We start from the raw sequence: 20,484 nt of genomic DNA on the forward strand, positions 1-20,484 counted from the left end.
AAACCCGTCGGAACCCCAGGAGCGCCCATGGCCACCGATCTCACCGGCCGCCACTTCCTCAAGGAGCTGGACTTCACCGCCGAGGAGTTCCGCGGCCTGCTCGACCTGGCCGCCGAGCTCAAGGCGGCCAAGAAGGCGGGCACCGAGGTGCAGCGGCTGCGCGGCAGGAACATCGCCCTGATCTTCGAGAAGGCGTCGACCCGTACGCGCTGCGCGTTCGAGGTCGCCGCGGCCGACCAGGGCGCCTCCACCACCTACATCGACCCGTCGGGCTCCCACATCGGCAAGAAGGAGACCGCCAAGGACACGGCCCGGGTGCTGGGCCGGATGTACGACGCGATCGAGTTCCGCGGCGACTCCCAGGCCACCGTGGAGGAGCTCGCCGCCCACGCGGGCGTGCCCGTGTACAACGGCCTCACCGACGACTGGCACCCCACCCAGATGCTCGCCGACATGCTCACGATGACCGAGCACGCCGGCAAGCCGCTGGAGAGCATCGCCTTCGCCTACCTCGGCGACGGACGCTACAACATGGGCAACTCCTACCTGGTCACCGGCGCCCTGCTGGGCATGGACGTCCGGATCGTGGCGCCCAAGGCGTACTGGCCGGACGACGCCGTCGTCACCCGCGCCCGGGAGCTGGCCAAGGACAGCGGCGCCCGTCTCACGCTCACCGAGGACGTCGCCGAGGGCGTCCTGGGCGCCGACTTCGTCGCCACCGACGTCTGGGTCTCCATGGGTGAGCCCCAGGAGGTCTGGGACGAGCGCATCGCCGCCCTCGCCCCCTACGCGGTGACCATGGACGTGCTGCGGGCCACCGGCAACCCGCGGGTCAAGTTCCTGCACTGCCTGCCCGCCTTCCACGACCTGGGCACCGCCGTCGGCCGGGAGATCCACGAGCGGCACGGCCTGGCCGAGCTGGAGGTCACCGACGAGGTCTTCGAGTCGGAACACTCGGTCGTCTTCGACGAGGCCGAGAACCGGATGCACACGATCAAGGCCGTCATGGTCGCCACGCTGAGCGGCCCCGGCGGCGCGCGGTAGGACACGGGACGGCGGCGCCCGGCGGTACGGAGCCGGGGTGCGGGATGGTGATACGCCCGATTGGGTGGATATGCGGTGTGACGCTTACTATCGAGGCACATGGTGGGGTCCGGGCTCGCGTGCTCGGACCCCACTTCCGTGTGCCCGACGTCACGGCCCGGAGAAGCCCCCCGAGCAGCCCAGGAAGAGAACCGCCCCATGCGTCCCACCGGACCGCGCCGCATCAAAAGCCCCGCCCAGCTCATCGCCGAATCCGGTGCGGATCTGGAGGGGCACGGCCTCAGGCGCACCATGGGCCTCTTCCAGCTCGTCTGCTTCGGCGTGGGCGCCATCGTCGGCACCGGGATCTTCGTCGGGCTCTCCGACAGCGTCGCCGAGGCCGGCCCGGCGGTCGTCGTGTCCTTCGTCCTCGCCGCCATCACCTGCGTCTTCACCGCCTTCTCCTTCGCCGAGCTGGGCAGCGCCATCCCCGTCTCCGGCAGCTCCTACTCCTTCGCGTACGCCACCCTCGGCGAGCGCGTCGCCTTCCTCGTCGGCTGGTGTCTGCTGCTGGAGTACGGCGTGTCCGTCTCCGCCGTCGCCGTCGGCTGGGGCCAGTACCTCAACGAGCTCCTCGACAGCCTCGTCGGGTGGCAACTGCCCGCCGCGCTCTCCAGTCCCCCCGGCGAGGGCGGCCTCGTCAACGTCCCGGCCGTCGTGGTGATCGCCCTCGCGGCCGTCCTGCTGGTCCGGGGCATCCGCGAGAGCGCGCGTGCCACCGCCGTGATGGCCGTGGTGAAGATCGCCGTACTGATCCTCTTCTGCGCGATCGCCTTCCGCGCCTACCAGGGCGACAACCTGGCCCCCTTCGCCACCCACGGGCTGGCCGGGGTCACCTCGGGCGCCTCGGTGGCGTTCTTCTCGTACATCGGCTTCGACGCGATCACCACCGCCGGTGAGGAGGTCAAGAACCCGCGCCGGAACGTCCCCCTCGCGATCATGATCTGCCTCGGGCTCGTCACGCTGCTCTACTGCCTCGTCGCCGTCGCCGCCATCGGCGCGCTCTCCGCCGGCGAGGTCGCCGGCCGGCCGGCCGCGCTCTCGCTGATCGTGGACCGGGTGACCGCCTCCGGCGTCGGCGGCGGGGTCATCGCCTTCGGCGCGGTCGTCGCCATCGCCTCGGTGGTCCTCGCGGTGATGTACGGCCAGACCCGCGTCCTGATGTCGATGTCCCGCGACGGGCTGATCCCGCGCGTCTTCGAGAAGATCTCCCCCCGCACCGCCACCCCCGTCGCCAACACCTGGATCGTCGCCGCCGTCTTCGCCGTCCCGGCCGCCGTCGTACCGCTCGACGTGGTGCTGGACCTGACCACCATCGGCACCCTCGCCGTCATGGCCGTGGTCAACATCGCCGTCGTCGCGCTGCGCCGCCGCCACCCGGACACCGACCGCGGCTTCAGGGTGCCGCTCTACCCGCTCAGCCCGGTGCTGGGCGTCGCCATGTGCCTGTACCTGATCTGGGGGACCGGCTGGGCGACCTGGCTGCGGTTCGCCGTCTTCCTGGCCGTGGGCGCGCTGGTGTACGCGCTCTACGGGCGCCGCCGCTCGCGCCTCGCGCCCACCGGCGCGCTCACGGGCTCCGCAGCGCCGGGAGCGTGAACCAGACGGCCTTGCCGTCGTCCGTGAGCCGGTGACCGCACGCCGCGCTGAGCGTCCGTATCAGCAGCAGGCCCCGCCCGTGCTCCTGCCAGGGGTCGGGCGGGGTGTCGTGCTCCGGGGCCAGGTCGCCCGGCGGCTCCGGGTCCCGGTCGTGCACCTCGACCCGGCAGCCGCTCGGCAGCAGCCGCACCACCAGCTCGATCGGTCCCTTGCCCGAGGTGTGCTCCACCGCGTTCGCCACCAGCTCGGCCGTCAGCAGCTCGGCCGTGTCCCGGTACGCCGACGCGTCCAGGTCCGCGAGCGCCGTCCGTATCAGGGCGCGCGCGATCGGCACCGCGGCCGACGTGTGCGGCAGCGCGATGCGCCAGGAGGAGGGGCCGGAGGCTTCGGGCAAGGCGGGGGTCCGTTCGGGGGAGCGGTTCCGTTCGGGTGCGGGGGAGAGCCGGGAGTGTGAACCAGGGGACGCAGGGGCCACACGAGACCTGTGAGGTCTGCCGACAACCATACGAAGGACTCCCAGCCGAACCCGAGGCCCCCGCCCACCCATCGGGAGTCCTGTGCCCCGGCTGATACAGGACCCTGGTCGGTCACGGACAGCGGTTACAAGGTCACGACTCAGCGTATCGCGCCTACGTGACGGAAGTCACGTACAAGTGATAGCTTCGAAGGGCACGCATCTGCGCAGGCAGACCGCAGGGAGGCCGCACCCCATGAGCCCCTTCTCCAGCTCCGCGCCCCGCACCGAGGAATGGCGGCACGTGCGGCTGACCGTCGACGACGGCGTCGCCACCGTCACGCTCGCCCGCCCCGCCCGACTGAACGCGCTCACCTTCGGTGCCTACGCCGATCTGCGCGACCTGCTCGCCGAGCTGTCCCGGGAGCGCGCCGTACGCGCCCTGGTCCTCGCGGGCGAGGGCCGGGGCTTCTGCTCCGGCGGCGACGTCGACGACATCATCGGCGCCACCCTCGCCATGGACACCGCCGAGCTGCTCGACTTCAACCGGATGACCGGCCAGGTCGTCCGCGCCCTGCGTGAGGCACCCTTCCCGGTGATCGCCGCCGTCCACGGGGTCGCCGCCGGCGCCGGTGCCGTCCTCGCGCTCGCCGCCGACTTCCGGATCGCCGACCCCTCCGCCCGGTTCGCCTTCCTGTTCACCAAGGTCGGCCTCTCCGGCGGCGACATGGGCGCCGCGTACCTCCTCCCGCGCGTCGTCGGCCTCGGGCACGCCACCCGGCTGCTGATGCTCGGCGAACCCGTCCGCGCCCCCGAGGCCGAACGCATCGGCCTGATCAGCGAGCTGACCGAGGAGGGCGCCGCCGACACCCGCGCCGCCGCGCTCGCCCGCCGGCTCGCCGACGGCCCCGCCCTCGCCCACGCCCAGACCAAGGCACTGCTCACGGCCGAGCTGGACATGCCGCTCGCCGCCTCCGTCGAACTGGACGCCGCCACCCAGGCCCTCCTGATGAACGGCGAGGACTACGCCGAGTTCCACGCCGCGTTCACCGAGAAGCGGCCTCCCAAGTGGCAGGGGCGGTGACCGGCCGTGCGCGTAGCCGTCATCGGCGGCGGCCCCGGGGGCCTGTACGCCGCCGCCCTGCTCAAGCGCCTCGACCCCGCACGTGACATCACCGTCTGGGAGCGGAACGCCCCCGACGACACCTTCGGCTTCGGGGTCGTCCTGTCCGACGAGACCCTCGGCGGCATCGAGCACGCCGACCCGGACGTGTACGCCGCCCTCCAGGCGGAGTTCGTCCGCTGGGACGACATCGACATCGTCCACCGCGGCCGGACGCTCACCTCCGGCGGTCACGGGTTCGCCGCGCTCGGCCGCCGCCGGCTGCTGGAGATCCTCCACGAGCGCTGCGCCGGCCTGGGCGTACGGCTCCGCTTCCGCTCCGGGGCGCCCCCCGCCGCCGAGCTGGCCGCCACCCACGACCTGGTGATCGCCGCCGACGGCGTCCACAGCCGCACCCGCGAGGCGCACGCCGACGGGTTCGCGCCCCACCTCACCCCCCACCGCTGCCGCTACATCTGGCTGGCCGCCGACTTCGCCTTCGACGCCTTCCGGTTCGAGATCGCCGAGACCGAGCACGGGGTGATGCAGCTCCACGGCTACCCCTACGCGGCGGACGCCTCGACCGTCATCGTCGAGATGCGGGAGGAGGTCTGGCGCGCGGCCGGGTTCGACGAACTCGACGAACAGGAGTCCGTCGCACGCTGCGCCAAGATCTTCTCCGACGCGCTCCAGGGGCGGCCGCTCGCCTCGAACAACTCGTCCTGGACCGCCTTCCGCACCGTCGTCTGCGGCCGCTGGTCGTACGGCAACACCGTCCTCCTCGGCGACGCCGCCCACACCGCGCACTTCTCCATCGGCTCCGGCACCAAACTCGCCGTCGAGGACGCCCTCGCACTCGCCGCCTGCATCGAGGAGCAGCCCGACCTGTGCGCGGCGCTCACGGCGTACGAGGCGGAGCGCCGCCCCGTCGTCGAGTCCACCCAGCGCGCGGCCGCCGCGAGCCTCCGCTGGTTCGAGGACCTCGCCGGTCACCTCGACCAGCCGCCCCGCCAGTTCGCCTTCAACCTCCTCACCCGCAGCCGCCGCGTCACCCACGACAACCTGCGGCTGCGCGACCCCCGTTTCACCGACGCCGTGGAGCGGGACTTCGGCTGCCCGCCCGGCACCCCGCCGATGTTCACCCCGTTCCGGCTGCGCGGACTGACCCTGCGCAACCGGGTCGTCGTCTCACCCATGGACATGTACTCGGCCGTGGACGGCGTCCCCGGCGACCTCCACCTCGTCCACCTCGGCGCCCGCGCCCTCGGCGGCGCCGGGCTCGTCATGACCGAGATGGTCTGCGTCAGCCCCGAGGGCCGGATCACCCCCGGCTGCGCCGGGCTGTGGACCCCAGGCCAGTCCGCCGCCTGGCGCCGCGTCACCGACTTCGTCCACCAGCAGTCGCCCGGCACCGCCATCGGCGTCCAGCTCGGACACTCCGGGCGCAAGGGCTCCACCAAGCGCATGTGGGAGGGCATCGACCAGCCCCTGGACTCCGGCAACTGGCCCCTGGTCGCCGCCTCCCCCCTCCCGTACCGCCCCGGGGTCAGCCAGGTCCCGCACGAACTGCACCGGGCGGCGCTCACCGACATAAGGGAGCAGTTCGCCGCCGCCGCCCGGCGCGCCGCGCGCGCGGGCTTCGACCTGCTCGAACTGCACTGCGCCCACGGCTACCTGCTGTCCGGGTTCCTCTCCCCGCTCACCAACCGCCGCACCGACGCCTACGGCGGCTCCCTGACGGGCCGGCTCCGCTTCCCCCTGGAGGTCTTCGACGCGGTACGGGCCGCCTGGCCCGGCGAACGGCCCATGACCGTGCGCATCTCGGCCACCGACTGGGCGCCCGGCGGCACCACCGCCGAGGAGGCCGTCGAGATCGCCCGCGCCTTCGCCGAGCACGGCGCCGACGCCATCGACGTCTCCACCGGACAGGTCGTCCCCGACGAGCGACCCGAGTACGGCCGCTCGTACCAGACGCCGTACGCCGACAGGATCCGCAACGCCCTCAAGGTGCCCGTCATCGCGGTGGGCGCGATCTCGTCGTGGGACGACGTCAACTCGCTGCTGCTGGCCGGCCGCGCCGATCTGTGCGCCCTGGCCCGCCCCCACCTCTACGACCCGCACTGGACCCTGCACGCCGCCGCCGACCAGGGCTACGAGGGCCCCGGCGCCCCCTGGCCCGCGCCCTACCGCGCCGGCAGCCGCAAACCCCCCACGGGCCGCACCGACGCGCCCAAGCCCCGCCTCACGCTGGCTCCCCGCCCCTGACCGATCCGCCCCTGACGAACCCCTCGCCCGCGTCCCGCAGCAGCCCGTGCAGCCCGCCGAAGACCGCGGCCGCCCGGCCGCCCGGCCAGCCCGCCGGGAGCAGGGCGGCCGGCAGGCCCGGGTCGGCGTACGGCAGGCGGCGCCAGGAGTCCAGGGCGAGCAGGTAGTCCCGGTACGCCTCCTCCGGCGACGGCTCCCGGGTCGACCAGGCGCGCAGCACCGGCTCGTGGAGGTCCAGGAACTCCTCGTACAGCTTGGCGATCGCCGCCAGGTCCCACCAGCGGCCCACCGCCTCCGCCGTGGGCGCGAAGCCCAGGTGCTCCCCGCGGAAGAGGTCCACGTACGGGTCGAGCTGGAGGCGCCGGAGCGTGTGCCGGGTCTCCTCGTACAGCGCGGCGGGCGCGATCCACACACCGGGTGCCGCCGTGCCGAAGCCGAGCCGGCCCAGCCGCGAGCGGAGCAGGTGCCGCTTGTGCCGCTCCGCCTCGGGCACCGAGAAGACGGCGAGGACCCAGCCGTCGTCCTCGTGCGGCTCGCCGGCCGCGTAGATGCGCCGGTCACCGTCGTCCAGGAGCTGGCGGGCGTCGTCCGAAAGGGCGTATCCGGCCGCCCCGTCCGGCGTACGGCAGGGCTCCAGCAGCCCGCGGCGCTTGAGCCGCGAGACGGAGGAGCGCACCGACGGCGCGTCCACGCCCAGCACCGCCAGCAGCCGGATCAGCTCGGCCACCGGCAGCGGGGCGTTGTCGGGCGTCCGCCCGTACGCGCCGTACAGGGAGACGATCAGGGAACGAGGGGTGTGCTGCTCGGCCACGTGATCACTTTACGGGCGTGTCCCGGGCTCGTCCTGGCGCAGCCGGAACCGTTGCAGCTTCCCGGTGGCCGTCCGGGGGAGCGCGTCCAGGAAAACGATCCTGCGCGGGCACTTGTAGGGGGCGAGACGGTCCTTCACGAAGGTGCGCAGCGCCTCGGCGGTGGAGTCGTCGCGGGGCAGGCCGTCGCGCAGCACCGCGTACGCCACCACGATGTGGCCGCGCACCTCGTCGGGGGCGCCCACCACGGCCGCCTCCACCACGTCGGGGTGCGCCAGCAGCGCCTCCTCGACCTGGGGGCCGGCGATGTTGTACCCGGCCGAGATGATCATGTCGTCCGCGCGGGCCACATAGCGCAGGTAGCCGTCCGGTTCGCGGACGTAGGTGTCGCCCGTGATGTTCCAGCCGTGCCGTACGTACTCCGTCTGGCGCGGATCGGCGAGGTAACGGCAGCCCACCGGGCCGCGCACGGCCAGGAGCCCCTCCTGCCCGTCGGGGACCGGCTCACCGGAGGCGTCCACCACGCGCGCGTGCCACCCGGGAACGGGGACCCCCGTGGTGCCGGGGCGGATGGCGTCGTCGGCGGCGGAGACGAAGATGTGCAGCAGTTCGGTGGCGCCGATGCCGTTGATCAGCCGCAGCCCGGTCCGCTCGTACCAGGCCCGCCAGGTGGCCGCCGGCAGGTTCTCGCCCGCCGACACGCAGCGCCGCAGCGAGCCGGTGTCATGGGCGTCCACCTCGTCCAGCATCACCCGGTAGGCGGTCGGCGCGGTGAACAGCACCGTCACGCGGTGCTCGGCGACGGCGGGCAGGAGCTGTTTGGGTCCGGCCTGCTCCAGCAGCAGCGCCGAGGCGCCCGCCCGCATCGGGAAGATCACCAGTCCGCCCAGTCCGAAGGTGAACCCCAGCGGGGGGCTCCCCGCGAAGAGGTCGTCCGGCTCCGGCCGCAGCACGTGGGCGGAGAAGGTGTCGGCGACGGCCAGCACGTCCCGGTGGAAGTGCATGCACCCCTTGGGCCGTCCGGTCGTCCCCGACGTGAAGGCGATCAGTGCCACGTCGTCGGCGGCCGTGCCGACCGCCTCGTACGTGCCGGGGTGCCGGGCCGCGAGGTGCAGCAGGTCGTCGGGACCGTCACCGCCGTACGCCGTGATCCGCAGCCCGGGTACCTCCGCCTTGACCAGGTCGTCCACCGTCCGGACGTCGCACACGGCGTGGCCGACCCGGGCCATCTCGCACATGACGGCCAGCTCGCGGGCGCGCGCCTGTGCCAGGACGGTGACGGCGACCGCGCCCGCCTTCATCACCGCCAGCCAGCAGGCCGCGAGCCACGGCGTGGTGGGCCCCCGCAGCAGCACCCGGTTGCCGGGCACCACGCCCAGGTCACGGGTGAGCGCGTGGGCGATGCGGTCGACGCGGCCGCGCAGTTCGCCGTACGTCCAGACCCGGCCCGCGCCGTCCCGGAAGACCGGCCGGTCCGCGCCGAACCGTTCCACCGTGCGGTCCAGCAGCTCCGCCCCGCAGTTGAGCCGGTCGGGGTAGCGCAGCTCGGGGAGGTCGAAGACGAGGCCGGGCCACTGCTCGCGCGGTGGCAGGTGGTCCCGGGCGAAGGTGTCGAGGTGGGCCGAAGGCGTGAGCTCCATGGTTCGCCCCCTTGGCGTGGTGGGAACGCTCATCGAGCGTATCGTTCATGTGACGACAGTCAACGGCCCGCGATAGATGTCTTCCGAGGGGGCATGAATGCCCGTATTCTCACTCGATCCGGCCCAGACCGCCTGGTGCGCGGAGCTGCGCGCCCTGGCCGCCGAACGCCTGCGCCCGCTCGCCGAGAAGGGCGAGCCGGGGCACGTCAACCGCCCCCTCGTCGCCGCGCTCGGGGAACTGGGCCTGCTCGGGCGCCTCTTCGGGGCGGGGGCGCTGGAGCTGTGCCTGATGCGGGAGTCCCTCGCGCAGGTCTGCACGGAGGCGGAGACCGCCCTCGCCCTCCAGGGGCTCGGCGCCCACCCCGTCGCCGCGTCCGGCACGCCCGGGCAGCGGGCGCGCTGGCTGCCGGAGGTGGGCGCGGGCCGGGCAATCGCGGCGTTCGCGCTCTCGGAGCCCGGCGCGGGCTCCGACGCGGCGGCGCTCGCGATGGAGGCGGTGCCCGACGGCCCGGGCTGGCGGCTGACGGGCGAGAAGTGCTGGATCTCCAACGCCCCCGAGGCCGACTTCTACTCCGTCTTCGCCCGGACGACACCGGGGGCCGGGGCGCAAGGCGTCACCGCCTTCCTCGTCCCCGCCGACCGGCCCGGCCTCAGCGGCGGCCCGCTCGACATGCTCAGTCCGCACCCCATCGGCAGCCTGCTGTTCGACGGCGTGCCGGTGGGGCCCGACGACGTCCTGGGTGAGGTGGACCGGGGCTTCCGCGTCGCCATGACGACCCTCAACCTCTTCCGGCCCAGCGTGGGCGCCTTCGCGGTGGGCATGGCCCAGGCGGCGCTGGACGCGGCGCTCGCCCACACGGCCGAACGCGCCGCCTTCGGGGGTGCCCTGAAAGACCTTCAGGCCGTCTCCCACCAGGTCGCCGAGATGGCCACCCGCACCGAGGCCGCCCGCCTGCTGGTGTACGCGGCGGCGGCCGCGTACGACGAGGGCGCCGCCGACGTGCCCAAGCGGGCCGCCATGGCGAAGCTGCTGGCCACCGAGACCGCCCAGTACGTCGTGGACGCCGCCGTCCAGTTGCACGGCGCCCGCGCCCTGCGGCGCGGCCACCTGCTGGAGCACCTGTACCGGGAGGTCCGGGCGCCGCGCATCTACGAGGGCGCGACCGAGGTGCAGCGCACCATCATCGCCAAGGAGCTGTACGCCACATGAGCCTCGAACGCCTCAACCCCGCCGAACTGTCACCGCCCACCGGCTTCTCCCACGCCGTCACCGCCACCGGCTCCCGCCTGGTCCTCCTGGCCGGACAGACCGCCCTGGACGGGGCCGGGAACGTGGTGGGCCGGACCCTGCCCGAGCAGTTCGAGACCGCGCTGGGCAACCTGCTCGCCGCCCTGAAGGCGGCGGGCGGCACCGCCGGCGACCTCGCCCGCGTCACGGTGTACGCCACGGACGTCGCCGACTACCGGGCCCACGCCCCCGAACTGGGCCGGATCTGGCGCCGCCTGGCCGGCCGTCAGTACCCGGCGATGGCGGTCATCGGCGCCGTCCGGCTCTGGGACGAGCAGGCGCTGGTCGAACTGGACGGGATTGCCGTCCTGGGCTGAGTCACGCCCCCGGCGCCCCCGGACATCCGGGGGCGCACAAGGGTTGTGCAGTGCAATGTCACATTACTATGTTGCACGTCACACGGTAGTGGCATGGACTCATCAATAAGCCACGCCGACCGTGCGCACCGCTGAACGGACCACTCCCCACCTCCCGACACAGGAGCCGCAGGTGTCCCAGCGATCCACCCGTAGTCCCGTACGCAGCAGCCCCGTACGCAGAGCCCTCGCCGCCGCGGTCGTCGCCACCGCGACACTGCTCGGCGCCGGCGTCCTGCCCACCCCCACCGCCCAAGCGGCGCCGACCGCCGCCCACGCCGTCCACGGCGACCGTGGAGCGGGCGCCCCCACCGCCCCGGCGGCGGACGGCCGGCACGCGGACCCCGCCACCGGCGACCGCCCCCACGACGAGGTCGAACGCCTCGCCACCGCGCCCCGGCCCACCCCCCGGCCCGCACCCGCCCCCGGCGGGCGGACCGCCACCCGCACCCCGGGCCCGCAGACACCGGCCCACGCGGCGGCCACGGCCGTGCCGTGCGCCCTCGGCGACGTCACCCGCCTCGCGCCCGAGCCGTTCGCCGACTTCCTCGCCGACCCCGCCGTCACCGCCGACGGCTGTCTGCGCGACCTCATCTGGACCTGGGACGCCCGCCTGGCCCCGGTGATGTCCGACGCGCACGTCCAGGCCGTCTCCCGCCGCATATCCGCCCTCGCCCCCGCCCACGACGGCAGGAACGGCAGCCACCTGCTGGAGATGCTCACCTACCTGCACTCCGTGGCGTACCACGACTTCTCGCGCGGCGAGATCGACGTCACCGACCCGCCCACCACCGAGGCCATGCGCCGCGCCATCCACGCCTTCGGCACCGCGCGCCGTTCCTTCGACGTCACCCGCACCAACGCCGAGTCCCTGCGCGAGGCGCTCTACGCGGGCAGCGCGCCGGGGCTGCGCCACTCCCAACTGGACCTGATCCGCAAGGTGCTGGCCACCATGGACCGGTACCACACCACCACCTACAAGGACCCGGCGTGGGGCGGCGCCGCCCTGGCCGCGCTGTCCGTCAACTACCTGGGTGTCTACCCGGGCAACAAGGACACCGCCTTCCACACGCTCGTCGCGCGCAACGCCGCCTACCGCGACGCCTTCCGGAAGTTCTCCACGTACACCCACCTCAAGGGCACGCCGAACGAGTGGGTCGTGCGCGACGCCCTCGCCGAGTACGGCCGCTTCGGGCAGATCGCGGCGCTGACGTCCACGATCGTGCCCGACCTCGGGGCGCTGCTCGCCCCCGTGGTCCGCGACTTCGGGCGCGGCAGCGCGCCCTGGGCGAGGCTCGCCTCCTGGCTGAACTTCTACGAGGCGTGCGCACCGTACCGGGTCTGCAAGGAGGACATCGAGCGGGAGATCTTCCCGCACGCGTACCGCTACGACAACGCGGCCATCAGGGTCCGCACCGGGCTCGACCGCGCGACCGTGGACCAGCTCTACTACGCGGGCAAGCAGGTCAAGGCGCAGTTCCACCGGGTGCTGGGCACCGAGCAGCCGCTCGCCGGGGACACCAACACCGCCCTGAACATCGTCCTGTACGCCTCCCGCGCGGACTACGAGAACTACCACCCGCTGCTGACCGGGATGGACACCGACAACGGCGGCATCTACATCGAGCGCGGCGCGACCTTCTACACCTACCAGCGCCGCGTCCCGCAGGACTCCTCGCTCACCCTGGAGGAGCTGTTCCGCCACGAGTACATGCACTACCTCAACGGCCGGTTCGCCGTGCCCGGGTACTTCGGTGAAGGCCCCTGGTACCAGGACGACCGCACCACGGCCATGGACGAGGGGACGGCCGAGTTCTTCGACGGCGCCACCCGCGACGACGGCGTCGCCGTGCGCAAGTCCCTGGTCAGGTCCGTCATCGCCGACACCGCGGGCGGCCGCCCGCGCATGACCGTGGACCGGCTGCTGCACGCCACCTACGAGGGCGACGGCTTCCGCTTCTACTCCTACGCGGGCACCTTCTTCACCTACCTGTGGACCGAACGCCCCGCCCAGTTGCGGGAGATGTACCGGCACCTGCGCGCCGACGACCCGGCCGCCTTCGACGCCTGGCGCGCGCGACTGGGCCGGGACGCGGCGGTCCAGCGAGGCTACGACGCGTTCCTGGACGCGCAGATCGCCAAGGTCGACGAGCTGTTCGTCCCCGACACCCGGTACACGCCCAACGACCAACTGCGGGACGCCACCGCCGAGGCCGTCCGCTCGTCGTTCGCGGCGGCGACCGGGGCCACCCCGCGGTGCTCCGACAACGGCGACGCGGGCATGCGGCGGTTCCTGTGCACCGGCCGGATCACCGCCCGCCTCGGTGACGCGGGCAGTGCCGACCGGGTCTTCCGCGACATGTCCGACACGGTCGACCGCTTCCTGCTCGACCGGACGGCCACCGTCTCCACCAACCTCGCCGACATGAACTGCTCCTTCGGCGAGGTGGAGATCTGGGCCGACCGGCAGGCCGGGACCTCGGACTACGTGTGCGAGGGGCCGCTGCGGACCTGAAAACCCGTGCCTCGCACGGGACTTCGGGCCGGGCCGCGGTCTGTACAGCGGCAGTAAAATGTGAAATGTTACTGCCGTGCCCACGAGACATGTGAGTCATGTGCCGGACGCCGTGATCATCGGTGCCGGAATCACCGGCGCGGCCTGCGCGTACTACGCGGGCCGCGCCGGCCTCACCGTCACCGTCGTCGACCGCGGTCCCGTCGCGGGCGGCACCACCGGTGCCGGGGAAGGCAACCTGCTCGTCTCCGACAAGGAGGCGGGCCCGGAGCTCGACCTCGCGCTGCTGTCCACCCGACTGTGGCGCGAACTCGCCGCAACGCTCCCACCGGAGACCGAGTACGAGCCCAAGGGCGGTCTCGTCGTCGCATCGGACGAGACCGCCCTCACCGCACTGCGCGCCCTCGCGGCTCGGCAGGAGAAGGCGGGCGTCCAGACGCACGAGATCCCCGCCGGCCGCCTGCACGACCTCGAACCGCACCTCGCCCCCGGCCTCGCCGGCGGGTTCCACTACCCGCAGGACGCCCAGGTGCAGCCCGCCATGGCGGCCGCCCAACTGCTCCGCGCCTCCGGGGCGGACGTCCGGCTCGGCGAAGAGGTCACGGCCGTGCTCACCGACCGGTCCGGCGCCGTCAGCGGCGTACGCACCACCCGCGGCGACCTCCCCGCCGCCGCCGTGGTCAACGCCACCGGCACCTGGGGCGGAGCGCTCGCCCACATGGCCGGCGTCCACCTGCCCGTACGGCCCCGGCGCGGCTTCGTCCTCGTCACCGAGCCGCTCCCGCCCCGCCTGGTACGGCACAAGGTGTACGCGGCCGACTACGTCGCCGACGTCGCCAGCGGGTCGGCGGACCTCCAGTCCTCCGCCGTCGTCGAGGGCACCCCCGCCGGGACCGTCCTCATCGGCGCCACCCGCGAGCGCGTCGGCTTCGACCGGACGCTGTCCACCGAGGCCCTGCGGCGGCTCGCCGCCCAGGCCGTCGCCCTCTTCCCCGTCCTGAGCACGGTACGCGCCATCCGCGCCTACCACGGCTTCCGCCCCTACCTCCCCGACCACCTCCCGGCCATCGGCCCCGACCCGCGCGTGCCGGGCCTCCACCACGCGTGCGGCCACGAGGGCGCGGGCATCGGCCTCGCCCCCGCGACCGGACTCCTCGTCGCCGCCGCGCTGCGCGGTGAACCACCGCCCCTGGACCCGCGCCCCTTCCGCCCGGACCGCTTCGGCACCCGCCCGGACGCCCACCCCCACGCCCGCCCCGACGACTCGGAAGGAGCCGCCCCGTGAGACGACGCGCCACCACGCCCGCGCCGTTCACCTTCACCTTCGACGGGCGCCCCGTCACCGCCCGGCCCGGTCAGTCGGTCGCCGCCGCCCTGTGGTCGGCGGGCGTCCTCGCCTGGCGCACCACCCGGACCGGCGGCGCCCCGCGCGGGGCGTTCTGCGGGATCGGCACCTGCTTCGACTGCCTCGCCACCGTCAACGGCCGCCCCAACCAGCGCGCCTGCCTCCTGCCCGCCCGCCCCGGCGACACGGTCACCACGCAGGAGGGCACCGGCCATGACCGCTGACCTCGCCGTGGTCGGCGCCGGACCCGCCGGGCTCGCCGCCGCCACGACCGCCGCCGGACTCGGCCTGGACGTCACCCTGCTGGACGCGGCGGACAGACCGGGCGGCCAGATCCACCGCCACCCGGCGGGCGGACCCGTGCCCCGCGCGGCGCGCCCCCTCGTACGGCGGCTGACCGGCGTGCGCCACCTGCCCGCCCACCACGTGTGGACCGTCGTGCCCGACGGCGACACCTGGCTGCTGCACGCCGTCGCGGGCCCCGACGAGGCCCCGGCCGCCGTGCGCGCCCGGGCCGTGCTGCTCGCCACGGGCGCGTACGAGCGCCAGTTGCCCTTCCCGGGCTGGACGCTGCCCGGTGTCGTCGGGGCGGGAGGCGCGCAGGCCATGCTCAAGGGCGGGCTCACCCTCCCCACCGGGCCACGGGGACGGATCGTCGTCGCGGGCAGCGGGCCCCTGCTGCTCGCCGTCGCCACGACGCTTGCCGCCGCCGGAGCCCGCGTCCCCGCCCTCGTCGAGGCGGCCGACTACACCGCGTACGCCCGCCACGCCCCCGCCCTCGCCCGCAACCCGGCCAAACTCGCCCAGGGCGCCCTGCACGGCGGAGCCCTCCTGCGCCACGGCACCCGCCTCCTCACCCGCCACGCGGTCACCGCCGCCCACGGCACCACCCGCGTCGAGGCGGTGACCGTCACCCGGCTCGACGCCGACTGGCGCCCCGTTCCCGGTACCGGCCGGCGCATCCCGTGCGAGGCCCTCGCGGTCGGCCACGGCCTCGTACCGCAGCTCGAACTCGCCACCGCGCTCGGCTGCGCCACCCGCCGCACCCCCGACGGCACCCCCGCCCTGGACGTGGACGCCGGGCAGCGCACCTCCGTGCCCGGCATCTGGGCGGCCGGTGAGACCTGCGGCGTCGGCGGCGCCGAACTCGCCCGCGTCGAGGGCGAGATCGCCGCCCACTGCCTCGCCGGCCGCCGCCCGCCCGCCGCCCTCGCCCGCCGGCGCGCCCGCATGCGGGCCTTCGCCGACGCGATGGCCGCCGCCCACCGGCCCGGCCACGGCTGGACCGACTGGCTGGACGGCGCCACCGAGGTGTGCCGCTGCGAGGAGGTCACCGCCGACCGCGTCCGCGAAGCCGTCACCGACCTGGGCGCCCGCGACGCCCGCACCGTCAAGCTGCTCACCCGCGCCGGAATGGGCTGGTGCCAGGGCCGCGTGTGCGGACCGGCCGTCGCCCGCCTCGCCGGCCGGGACCCCGCGCCCGACCGGCGCCCGCTCGCCTGCCCCGTACCGCTCAGCCAGCTCGCACACCCACCAGGAGCCGAATGATGAACCAGCGTCCCCACCCCTGGCACGGCGTCATGGTCGCCACCGCCCTGCCCCTGCGCGACGACCTCACCATCGATGACGACGCCTACGCCGAACACGTCGCCCACCTGGTCGACCGGGGCTGCGACGGCGTCGTCCCCAACGGCTCGCTCGGCGAGTACCAGACCCTCACCGACGAGGAACGGGCGCGTGTCGTCCGCGTCGCCGTGGAGGCGGCGGGCGACGGGGCCCGCGTCATGGCCGGCGTCGCCGCCTACGGCAGCGCCGAGGCCCGCCGGTGGGCCGAGCAGGCGGCGGAGGCGGGCTGCGGCTCCGTCCTGCTGCTGCCACCCAACGCCTACCGCGCCGACGCCGCCGCCGTACGCGCCCACTACGCCGAGGTGGCCCGCGCGGGGCTGCCCGTCGTCGCGTACAACAATCCCTTCGACACCAGGACCGACCTGACGCCGGAACTGCTCGCACAACTCCACGGCGACGGCAGCATCGTCGCCGTCAAGGAGTTCAGCGGCGACGTCCGCCGTGCCTACGAGATCGCCGAACTGGCCCCGGACCTGGACCTGTTGATCGGCGCCGACGACGTGCTCCTGGAGCTGGCGCTCGCCGGGGCCGTGGGCTGGATCGCCGGCTACCCCAACGCGCTGCCCGCCTCCTGCGTCGCCCTCTACCGGGCCGCCGCCGCCCACGACCTGGGCACCGCCCTGCCCCTGTACCGGGCGCTGCACCCGCTGCTGCGCTGGGACTCCAAGCCGGAGTTCGTCCAGGCCATCAAGCTCTCCATGGACGTCGCCGGCCACCACGGCGGGCCGTGCCGCCCGCCCCGTACGCCGCTCGCCGGCGCGCACGCGGCCGCCGTCCGCGCCGCCACCGAGAAGGCGCTCGCGGAAGGACTCGCCTAGCCATGCGCACCCGGCACGTCTACCACGCCGTCGACTCCCACACCGAGGGCATGCCGACCCGCGTCATCACCGGCGGGATCGGCACCCTCCCCGGCGCCACCATGGCCGAGCGGCGCCGGTACGTCATCGACCACCTCGACCACGTGCGTACCCTGCTGATGTACGAGCCGCGCGGCCACGCCGCCATGAGCGGCGCGATCCTCCAGCCGCCGACCCGGCCCGACGCCGACTACGGAGTGCTCTACATCGAGGTCTCAGGACTGCTGCCCATGTGCGGGCACGGCACCATCGGCGTCGCCACCGTCCTCGTCGAGACCGGGATGGTGCCCGTCACCGAGCCGGTCACCACCATCCGGCTCGACACCCCCGCCGGGCTGGTGAGCGTCGACGTCCGCGTCGAGGACGGCGCCGCCACGTCCGTCACGCTCACCAATGTCCCGGCCTTCTGCGCCGGCCTCGACCGCAAGGTGGCGGTGCCCGGCCACGGCACGGTCACCTACGACCTGGCGTACGGCGGCAACTTCTACGCGTTCGTCGAGCTGAGCGCCCTCGGGCTGCCCTTCGACCGGGCCCGCAAGGACGACCTGCTCGCCGCCGGGCTCGCGGTCATGGACGCCATCAACGCCACCGACCGCCCCGTCCACCCCGAGGACCCGTCCATCAACGGCGTCAAGCACGTCTACCTCGCCGCCCCGGGCTCCGACGCCACCCACTCCCGCCACGCCATGGCCATCCACCCGGGCTGGTTCGACCGCTCGCCGTGCGGCACCGGCACCTCCGCCCGCATGGCCCAGCTCCACGCGCGCGGTGAACTGCCCCTCGGGCGCGACTTCGTGAACGAGTCGTTCATCGGCACCCGCTTCACGGGGCGGCTGACCGGCGCCACCACGGTCGGCGGCCTGCCCGCCGTCGTCCCCGCCATCACCGGACGGGCCTGGATCACCGGGACCGCCCAGTACTTCCTGGACCCGACCGACCCCTTCCCCGCGGGCTTCCTCCTCTGATCCCTTACGATCCTCGATGACCCCCGGGAGGCAGCGCCATGGCCGGCCAGCACCTGAAGCACCTGATCACCAGCCAGGAACGCCTGCGCGACCAGGTGGCGCACGCCCTGCGCGCCGCCCTGATCGCCGGCGAGCTGCAACCCGGCGCGGTCTACTCCGCGCCCGCCCTCGCCGCCGACTTCGGCATCTCCGCCACGCCCGTGCGCGAGGCGATGCTCGACCTGGCGCGCGAGGGCCTGGTCGAACCCGTACGGAACAAGGGCTTCCGGATCACCCAGGTCAGCGAGCGGGACCTCGACCAGTACACCGAGCTGCGCGCCCTGATCGAGGTGCCGACCATCGGCGCCATCACCCGCACCGCCGACCCCCGGCGGCTGGAGGAACTCCGCCCGCTCGCCGAGGAGATCGTCACCAGCGCCCGCGCCCACGACCTCATCGGCTACCTCGACGCCGACCGGCGCTTCCACCTCTCCCTGCTCTCCCTCTCCGGCAACGACCGCCTGGTCGAGACGGTCGGCGACCTCCGCAAGCGCGCCCGCCTCTACGGCCTGACGGCCCTCGCCGAGCGCGGCATGCTCGCCGCCTCCGCCCAGGAGCACCACGAGCTGCTCGACCTGATGCTCTCCGGCGACGCCCCGGCTGCCGAGGCCTGCATGGCCCGGCACCTCGGGCACGTGCGCACGCTGTGGGCCGACTCCGACTCGGCGCCCGAGGCGGGGGCCGCGCCCGCCCCGGGGGCCGCGCCCGTCCCCGCCTCCGCGTCCGGGGACGTCAGCCGTCCCCCCGTACGCTGAGGTCGGCGAACTCCACGGTCGCGTCCTCGGTGTACATGCCGACGGCGCCCCGGGGATAGGGGTCGCCGGGGTCGGTGTGGGTCACGATCGGCTCGCCGTCGACGCGGACGGTCATCGTGGCACCGGTCTGGCGCACCTCGACCGCGTGCCAGGAGTGGATGGGGTACGCGCCGCGCCGGGTGGCGAGGAAGCACTGGTTCCCCGGGCAGTCGGGGCTGGCCTTGCCCAGCTCCCAGCCGTTGGGCTTGAGCACCACGTAGTAGAAGTGCGTGTCGTCGGTGTGGCGCCAGACGACCCACGCCGCCTCCCACGGATTGGGCCGACCGGGCGTGCGCAACTGCCGCACGGTGCGCATCCGCAGCCGGTACGTGAAGTCCGTGTACGACGTCCGCGACACCACCATCGCGGCATGCGTCTCGCCGGCCTGCCGGGCGGCCCGCGGCGACAGCGTGACGGTGCCGCCGTCGCCGGTGACGGTGCCGTCACCGTCGTAGACGACGCGCCAGGGCCCGTGCGCGCTGCCCTCCTGCCACCGGACCGCCTCCGGATCGGTGCCGCAGGCGGGCACCAGGAACGCCGGCAGCAGCACGGCGGCGCCCGCCAGGGCGCCGAAGGGGCGCCTCATCCGGCCGTGACGATGTCGAGGGCCCGCACCGGAGCGGTGACGCGGCCGAAGGCGTGGGCCAGGGCGCCGGCGATCCGCTCCGAGGCGCGGCCGTCGCCGAACGGATTGCGCGCCGCCGCCATCCGCCCGTACAGCACGGGGTCGTCCAGCAGGGCGGTGGCCGCCGCGTACACCGTTGCGGGGTCGGTGCCGACCAGTTGGGCGGCGCCCGCCCGGACCACCTCGGGGCGTTCGGTCGTGTCGCGCAGCACCAGCACCGGCCTGTCGAAGCTCGGCGCCTCTTCCTGCACGCCGCCGGAGTCGGTGAGGACGAGGAAGGAGGCGGCCATGGTGGCGATGAAGTCGAAGTAGTCGAGCGGCTCGGTCAGAGTGATCCGCGGGTGCCCGCCGAGCGCGGGCAGGAGGACGTCCCGTACGGCGGGGCTCTTGTGGAGGGGCACCAGCACCTCGACGTCGGGACGTCCGGCGAGCCGCAGCAGGGTGTCCGCGAGCGCCCGCATCGGGGCCCCCTGGTTCTCCCGCCGGTGCAGGGTCACCAGCAGGCCCCGGCGTCCGCCGCGGAAGGCGGACCGGCCGTCCGCCCGGCCGCGGGCCCACAGCAGGTTGTCGATGACCGTGTTGCCCGTCACCATGACCGCCGAGGCGGGCACGCCCTCGTCGGTCAGCGCGGCCGCCGCCCGGGGCGTGGGGGCGAAGTGCCAGCGCGCCATCCGGGTGACCAGCCGCCGGTTCAGCTCCTCGGGGAACGGGTCGTCGATGACGCCGCTGCGCAGCCCGGCCTCCACGTGGGCCACCGGGACGTGCTCGTAGAAGGCCGCGAGGGCCCCGCACAGTGTGCTGCTCGTGTCGCCTTGCACCATGACCAGATCGGGCCGTTCCTCGCGGATCAGTTCGCCCAGCCCGCCGACCAGGCGGGCGGTGAGCGCGGACAGTTGCTGGCGCTGCCGCATCACGGCGAGGTCGTGGCGCACGGTGAGCCCGAGCCGTCGCAGCATCTGCTCGAGCATCTCCCGGTGCTGGCCGGTGTTGACCAGCACCGGTGCGAACAGGGGCGAGTCCTCCAGCGCCCGGACGACCGGGGCCAGCTTGATGGCCTCGGGCCGGGTGCCGAGAACGACCGCCACACGGAGCCTGCCGTCCGATGTGGAGCGTACCGGGAGC

General features: G+C 74.1%; 18 protein-coding genes. 13 read left to right on the forward strand and 5 right to left on the reverse strand.

Going from position 1 to position 20,484, the window contains the following annotated elements; translation table 11 throughout:
• Positions 1–27: 27 nt before the first annotated feature.
• Positions 28–1,044, forward strand: coding sequence for an ornithine carbamoyltransferase (gene argF / locus E2B92_RS23310; protein ID WP_133087674.1), 1,017 nt, complete (start codon positions 28–30; stop codon positions 1,042–1,044).
• Between the two features lie 198 nt (positions 1,045–1,242).
• Positions 1,243–2,682 carry an amino acid permease gene (locus E2B92_RS23315; protein WP_126889586.1) on the forward strand — a complete coding sequence of 480 codons (1,440 nt, stop codon included), beginning with the start codon at positions 1,243–1,245 and terminating at the stop codon, positions 2,680–2,682.
• Here E2B92_RS23315 and E2B92_RS23320 read toward each other — a convergent pair.
• Complete coding sequence (locus E2B92_RS23320; RefSeq protein ID WP_235023940.1) at positions 2,654–3,076, reverse strand: ATP-binding protein; 423 nt, start codon at positions 3,074–3,076, stop codon at positions 2,654–2,656. The genes E2B92_RS23315 and E2B92_RS23320 overlap by 29 nt on opposite strands.
• A 316-nt stretch (positions 3,077–3,392) precedes the next feature.
• Between E2B92_RS23320 and E2B92_RS23325 the strand changes: the two genes are divergently transcribed.
• Positions 3,393–4,220, forward strand: a complete 828-nt coding sequence (locus tag E2B92_RS23325; protein ID WP_126889032.1) for an enoyl-CoA hydratase family protein — start codon at positions 3,393–3,395, stop codon at positions 4,218–4,220.
• Positions 4,221–4,226: 6 nt separating this feature from the next.
• Complete coding sequence (locus E2B92_RS23330) at positions 4,227–6,503, forward strand: bifunctional salicylyl-CoA 5-hydroxylase/oxidoreductase (protein WP_126889031.1); 2,277 nt, start codon at positions 4,227–4,229, stop codon at positions 6,501–6,503.
• On the opposite strand, the gene E2B92_RS23335 is transcribed toward E2B92_RS23330, so the two are convergent.
• Both E2B92_RS23335 and E2B92_RS23340 read right to left on the reverse strand, forming a co-directional pair.
• Entirely contained in the window at positions 6,481–7,314 is an 834-nt protein-coding gene (locus E2B92_RS23335; protein WP_126889030.1) for a PaaX family transcriptional regulator, read from the reverse strand. The two genes, E2B92_RS23330 and E2B92_RS23335, sit on opposite strands and share 23 nt — an antisense overlap.
• A 9-nt stretch (positions 7,315–7,323) precedes the next feature.
• On the reverse strand, positions 7,324–8,952 hold the full coding sequence (locus E2B92_RS23340; RefSeq protein ID WP_126889029.1) for an AMP-binding protein: 1,629 nt from the start codon (positions 8,950–8,952) through the stop codon (positions 7,324–7,326).
• A 97-nt stretch (positions 8,953–9,049) separates the two neighbouring features.
• Here E2B92_RS23340 and E2B92_RS23345 point away from each other — a divergent pair, with 97 nt between their 5' ends.
• The 9 genes from E2B92_RS23345 (at position 9,050) to E2B92_RS23385 (ending at position 18,698) form a co-directional block, all read left to right on the forward strand.
• Positions 9,050–10,162, forward strand: coding sequence for an acyl-CoA dehydrogenase family protein (locus tag E2B92_RS23345; protein ID WP_126889028.1), 1,113 nt, complete (start codon positions 9,050–9,052; stop codon positions 10,160–10,162).
• Positions 10,159–10,557, forward strand: a complete 399-nt coding sequence (locus E2B92_RS23350) for a RidA family protein (RefSeq protein WP_126889027.1) — start codon at positions 10,159–10,161, stop codon at positions 10,555–10,557. Before E2B92_RS23345 ends, E2B92_RS23350 begins: the two co-directional genes overlap by 4 nt.
• A gap of 172 nt (positions 10,558–10,729) precedes the next feature.
• On the forward strand, positions 10,730–13,111 hold the full coding sequence (locus E2B92_RS23355) for a collagenase (RefSeq protein ID WP_235023941.1): 2,382 nt from the start codon (positions 10,730–10,732) through the stop codon (positions 13,109–13,111).
• 76 nt (positions 13,112–13,187) lie between these two features.
• A complete protein-coding gene (locus tag E2B92_RS23360; RefSeq protein WP_133087676.1) occupies positions 13,188–14,396 on the forward strand; it encodes an NAD(P)/FAD-dependent oxidoreductase in 1,209 nt (402 codons plus the stop codon).
• Positions 14,393–14,680: a (2Fe-2S)-binding protein gene (locus E2B92_RS23365; RefSeq protein WP_126889634.1), complete on the forward strand. Its 288-nt coding sequence runs from the start codon at positions 14,393–14,395 to the stop codon at positions 14,678–14,680. Before E2B92_RS23360 ends, E2B92_RS23365 begins: the two co-directional genes overlap by 4 nt.
• Positions 14,670–16,004, forward strand: a complete 1,335-nt coding sequence (locus E2B92_RS23370; RefSeq protein WP_133087677.1) for an FAD/NAD(P)-dependent oxidoreductase — start codon at positions 14,670–14,672, stop codon at positions 16,002–16,004. The genes E2B92_RS23365 and E2B92_RS23370 overlap by 11 nt, the downstream gene beginning before the upstream one ends.
• On the forward strand, positions 16,004–16,900 hold the full coding sequence (locus E2B92_RS23375; protein ID WP_126885689.1) for a dihydrodipicolinate synthase family protein: 897 nt from the start codon (positions 16,004–16,006) through the stop codon (positions 16,898–16,900). The genes E2B92_RS23370 and E2B92_RS23375 overlap by 1 nt, the downstream gene beginning before the upstream one ends.
• Before the next feature lie 2 nt (positions 16,901–16,902).
• Positions 16,903–17,904, forward strand: a complete 1,002-nt coding sequence (locus tag E2B92_RS23380; protein WP_126885690.1) for a proline racemase family protein — start codon at positions 16,903–16,905, stop codon at positions 17,902–17,904.
• 38 nt (positions 17,905–17,942) lie between these two features.
• Complete coding sequence (locus tag E2B92_RS23385; protein WP_126885691.1) at positions 17,943–18,698, forward strand: GntR family transcriptional regulator; 756 nt, start codon at positions 17,943–17,945, stop codon at positions 18,696–18,698.
• Here E2B92_RS23385 and E2B92_RS23390 read toward each other — a convergent pair.
• The gene (locus tag E2B92_RS23390; RefSeq protein ID WP_126885692.1) at positions 18,676–19,323 is read right to left on the reverse strand and encodes a family 16 glycoside hydrolase; all 648 of its coding nucleotides are present in this window, start codon (positions 19,321–19,323) and stop codon (positions 18,676–18,678) included. The two genes, E2B92_RS23385 and E2B92_RS23390, sit on opposite strands and share 23 nt — an antisense overlap.
• Positions 19,320–20,447, reverse strand: a complete 1,128-nt coding sequence (gene wecB / locus E2B92_RS23395) for a non-hydrolyzing UDP-N-acetylglucosamine 2-epimerase (RefSeq protein WP_235023942.1) — start codon at positions 20,445–20,447, stop codon at positions 19,320–19,322. Before wecB ends, E2B92_RS23390 begins: the two co-directional genes overlap by 4 nt.
• Positions 20,448–20,484 lie beyond the last annotated feature (37 nt).

This window comes from Streptomyces sp. WAC05374, assembly GCF_004353505.1.
In the GTDB taxonomy this organism is placed as follows: Bacteria; Actinomycetota; Actinomycetes; order Streptomycetales; family Streptomycetaceae; genus Streptomyces.

Excerpts from the sequence above, each read along its gene's own strand:
- argF (WP_133087674.1), top strand. The coding sequence starts at position 28 with ATGGCCACCGATCTCACCGGCCGCCACTTCCTCAAGGAGCTGGACTTC.
- E2B92_RS23315 (WP_126889586.1), top strand. The coding sequence starts at position 1,243 with ATGCGTCCCACCGGACCGCGCCGCATCAAAAGCCCCGCCCAGCTCATC.
- E2B92_RS23375 (WP_126885689.1), top strand. The coding sequence starts at position 16,004 with ATGAACCAGCGTCCCCACCCCTGGCACGGCGTCATGGTCGCCACCGCC.
- E2B92_RS23390 (WP_126885692.1), bottom strand. The coding sequence starts at position 19,323 with ATGAGGCGCCCCTTCGGCGCCCTGGCGGGCGCCGCCGTGCTGCTGCCG.
- E2B92_RS23325 (WP_126889032.1), top strand. The coding sequence starts at position 3,393 with ATGAGCCCCTTCTCCAGCTCCGCGCCCCGCACCGAGGAATGGCGGCAC.
- E2B92_RS23340 (WP_126889029.1), bottom strand. The coding sequence starts at position 8,952 with ATGGAGCTCACGCCTTCGGCCCACCTCGACACCTTCGCCCGGGACCAC.
- E2B92_RS23370 (WP_133087677.1), top strand. The coding sequence starts at position 14,670 with ATGACCGCTGACCTCGCCGTGGTCGGCGCCGGACCCGCCGGGCTCGCC.
- E2B92_RS23350 (WP_126889027.1), top strand. The coding sequence starts at position 10,159 with ATGAGCCTCGAACGCCTCAACCCCGCCGAACTGTCACCGCCCACCGGC.
- E2B92_RS23345 (WP_126889028.1), top strand. The coding sequence starts at position 9,050 with ATGCCCGTATTCTCACTCGATCCGGCCCAGACCGCCTGGTGCGCGGAG.
- E2B92_RS23385 (WP_126885691.1), top strand. The coding sequence starts at position 17,943 with ATGGCCGGCCAGCACCTGAAGCACCTGATCACCAGCCAGGAACGCCTG.
- E2B92_RS23380 (WP_126885690.1), top strand. The coding sequence starts at position 16,903 with ATGCGCACCCGGCACGTCTACCACGCCGTCGACTCCCACACCGAGGGC.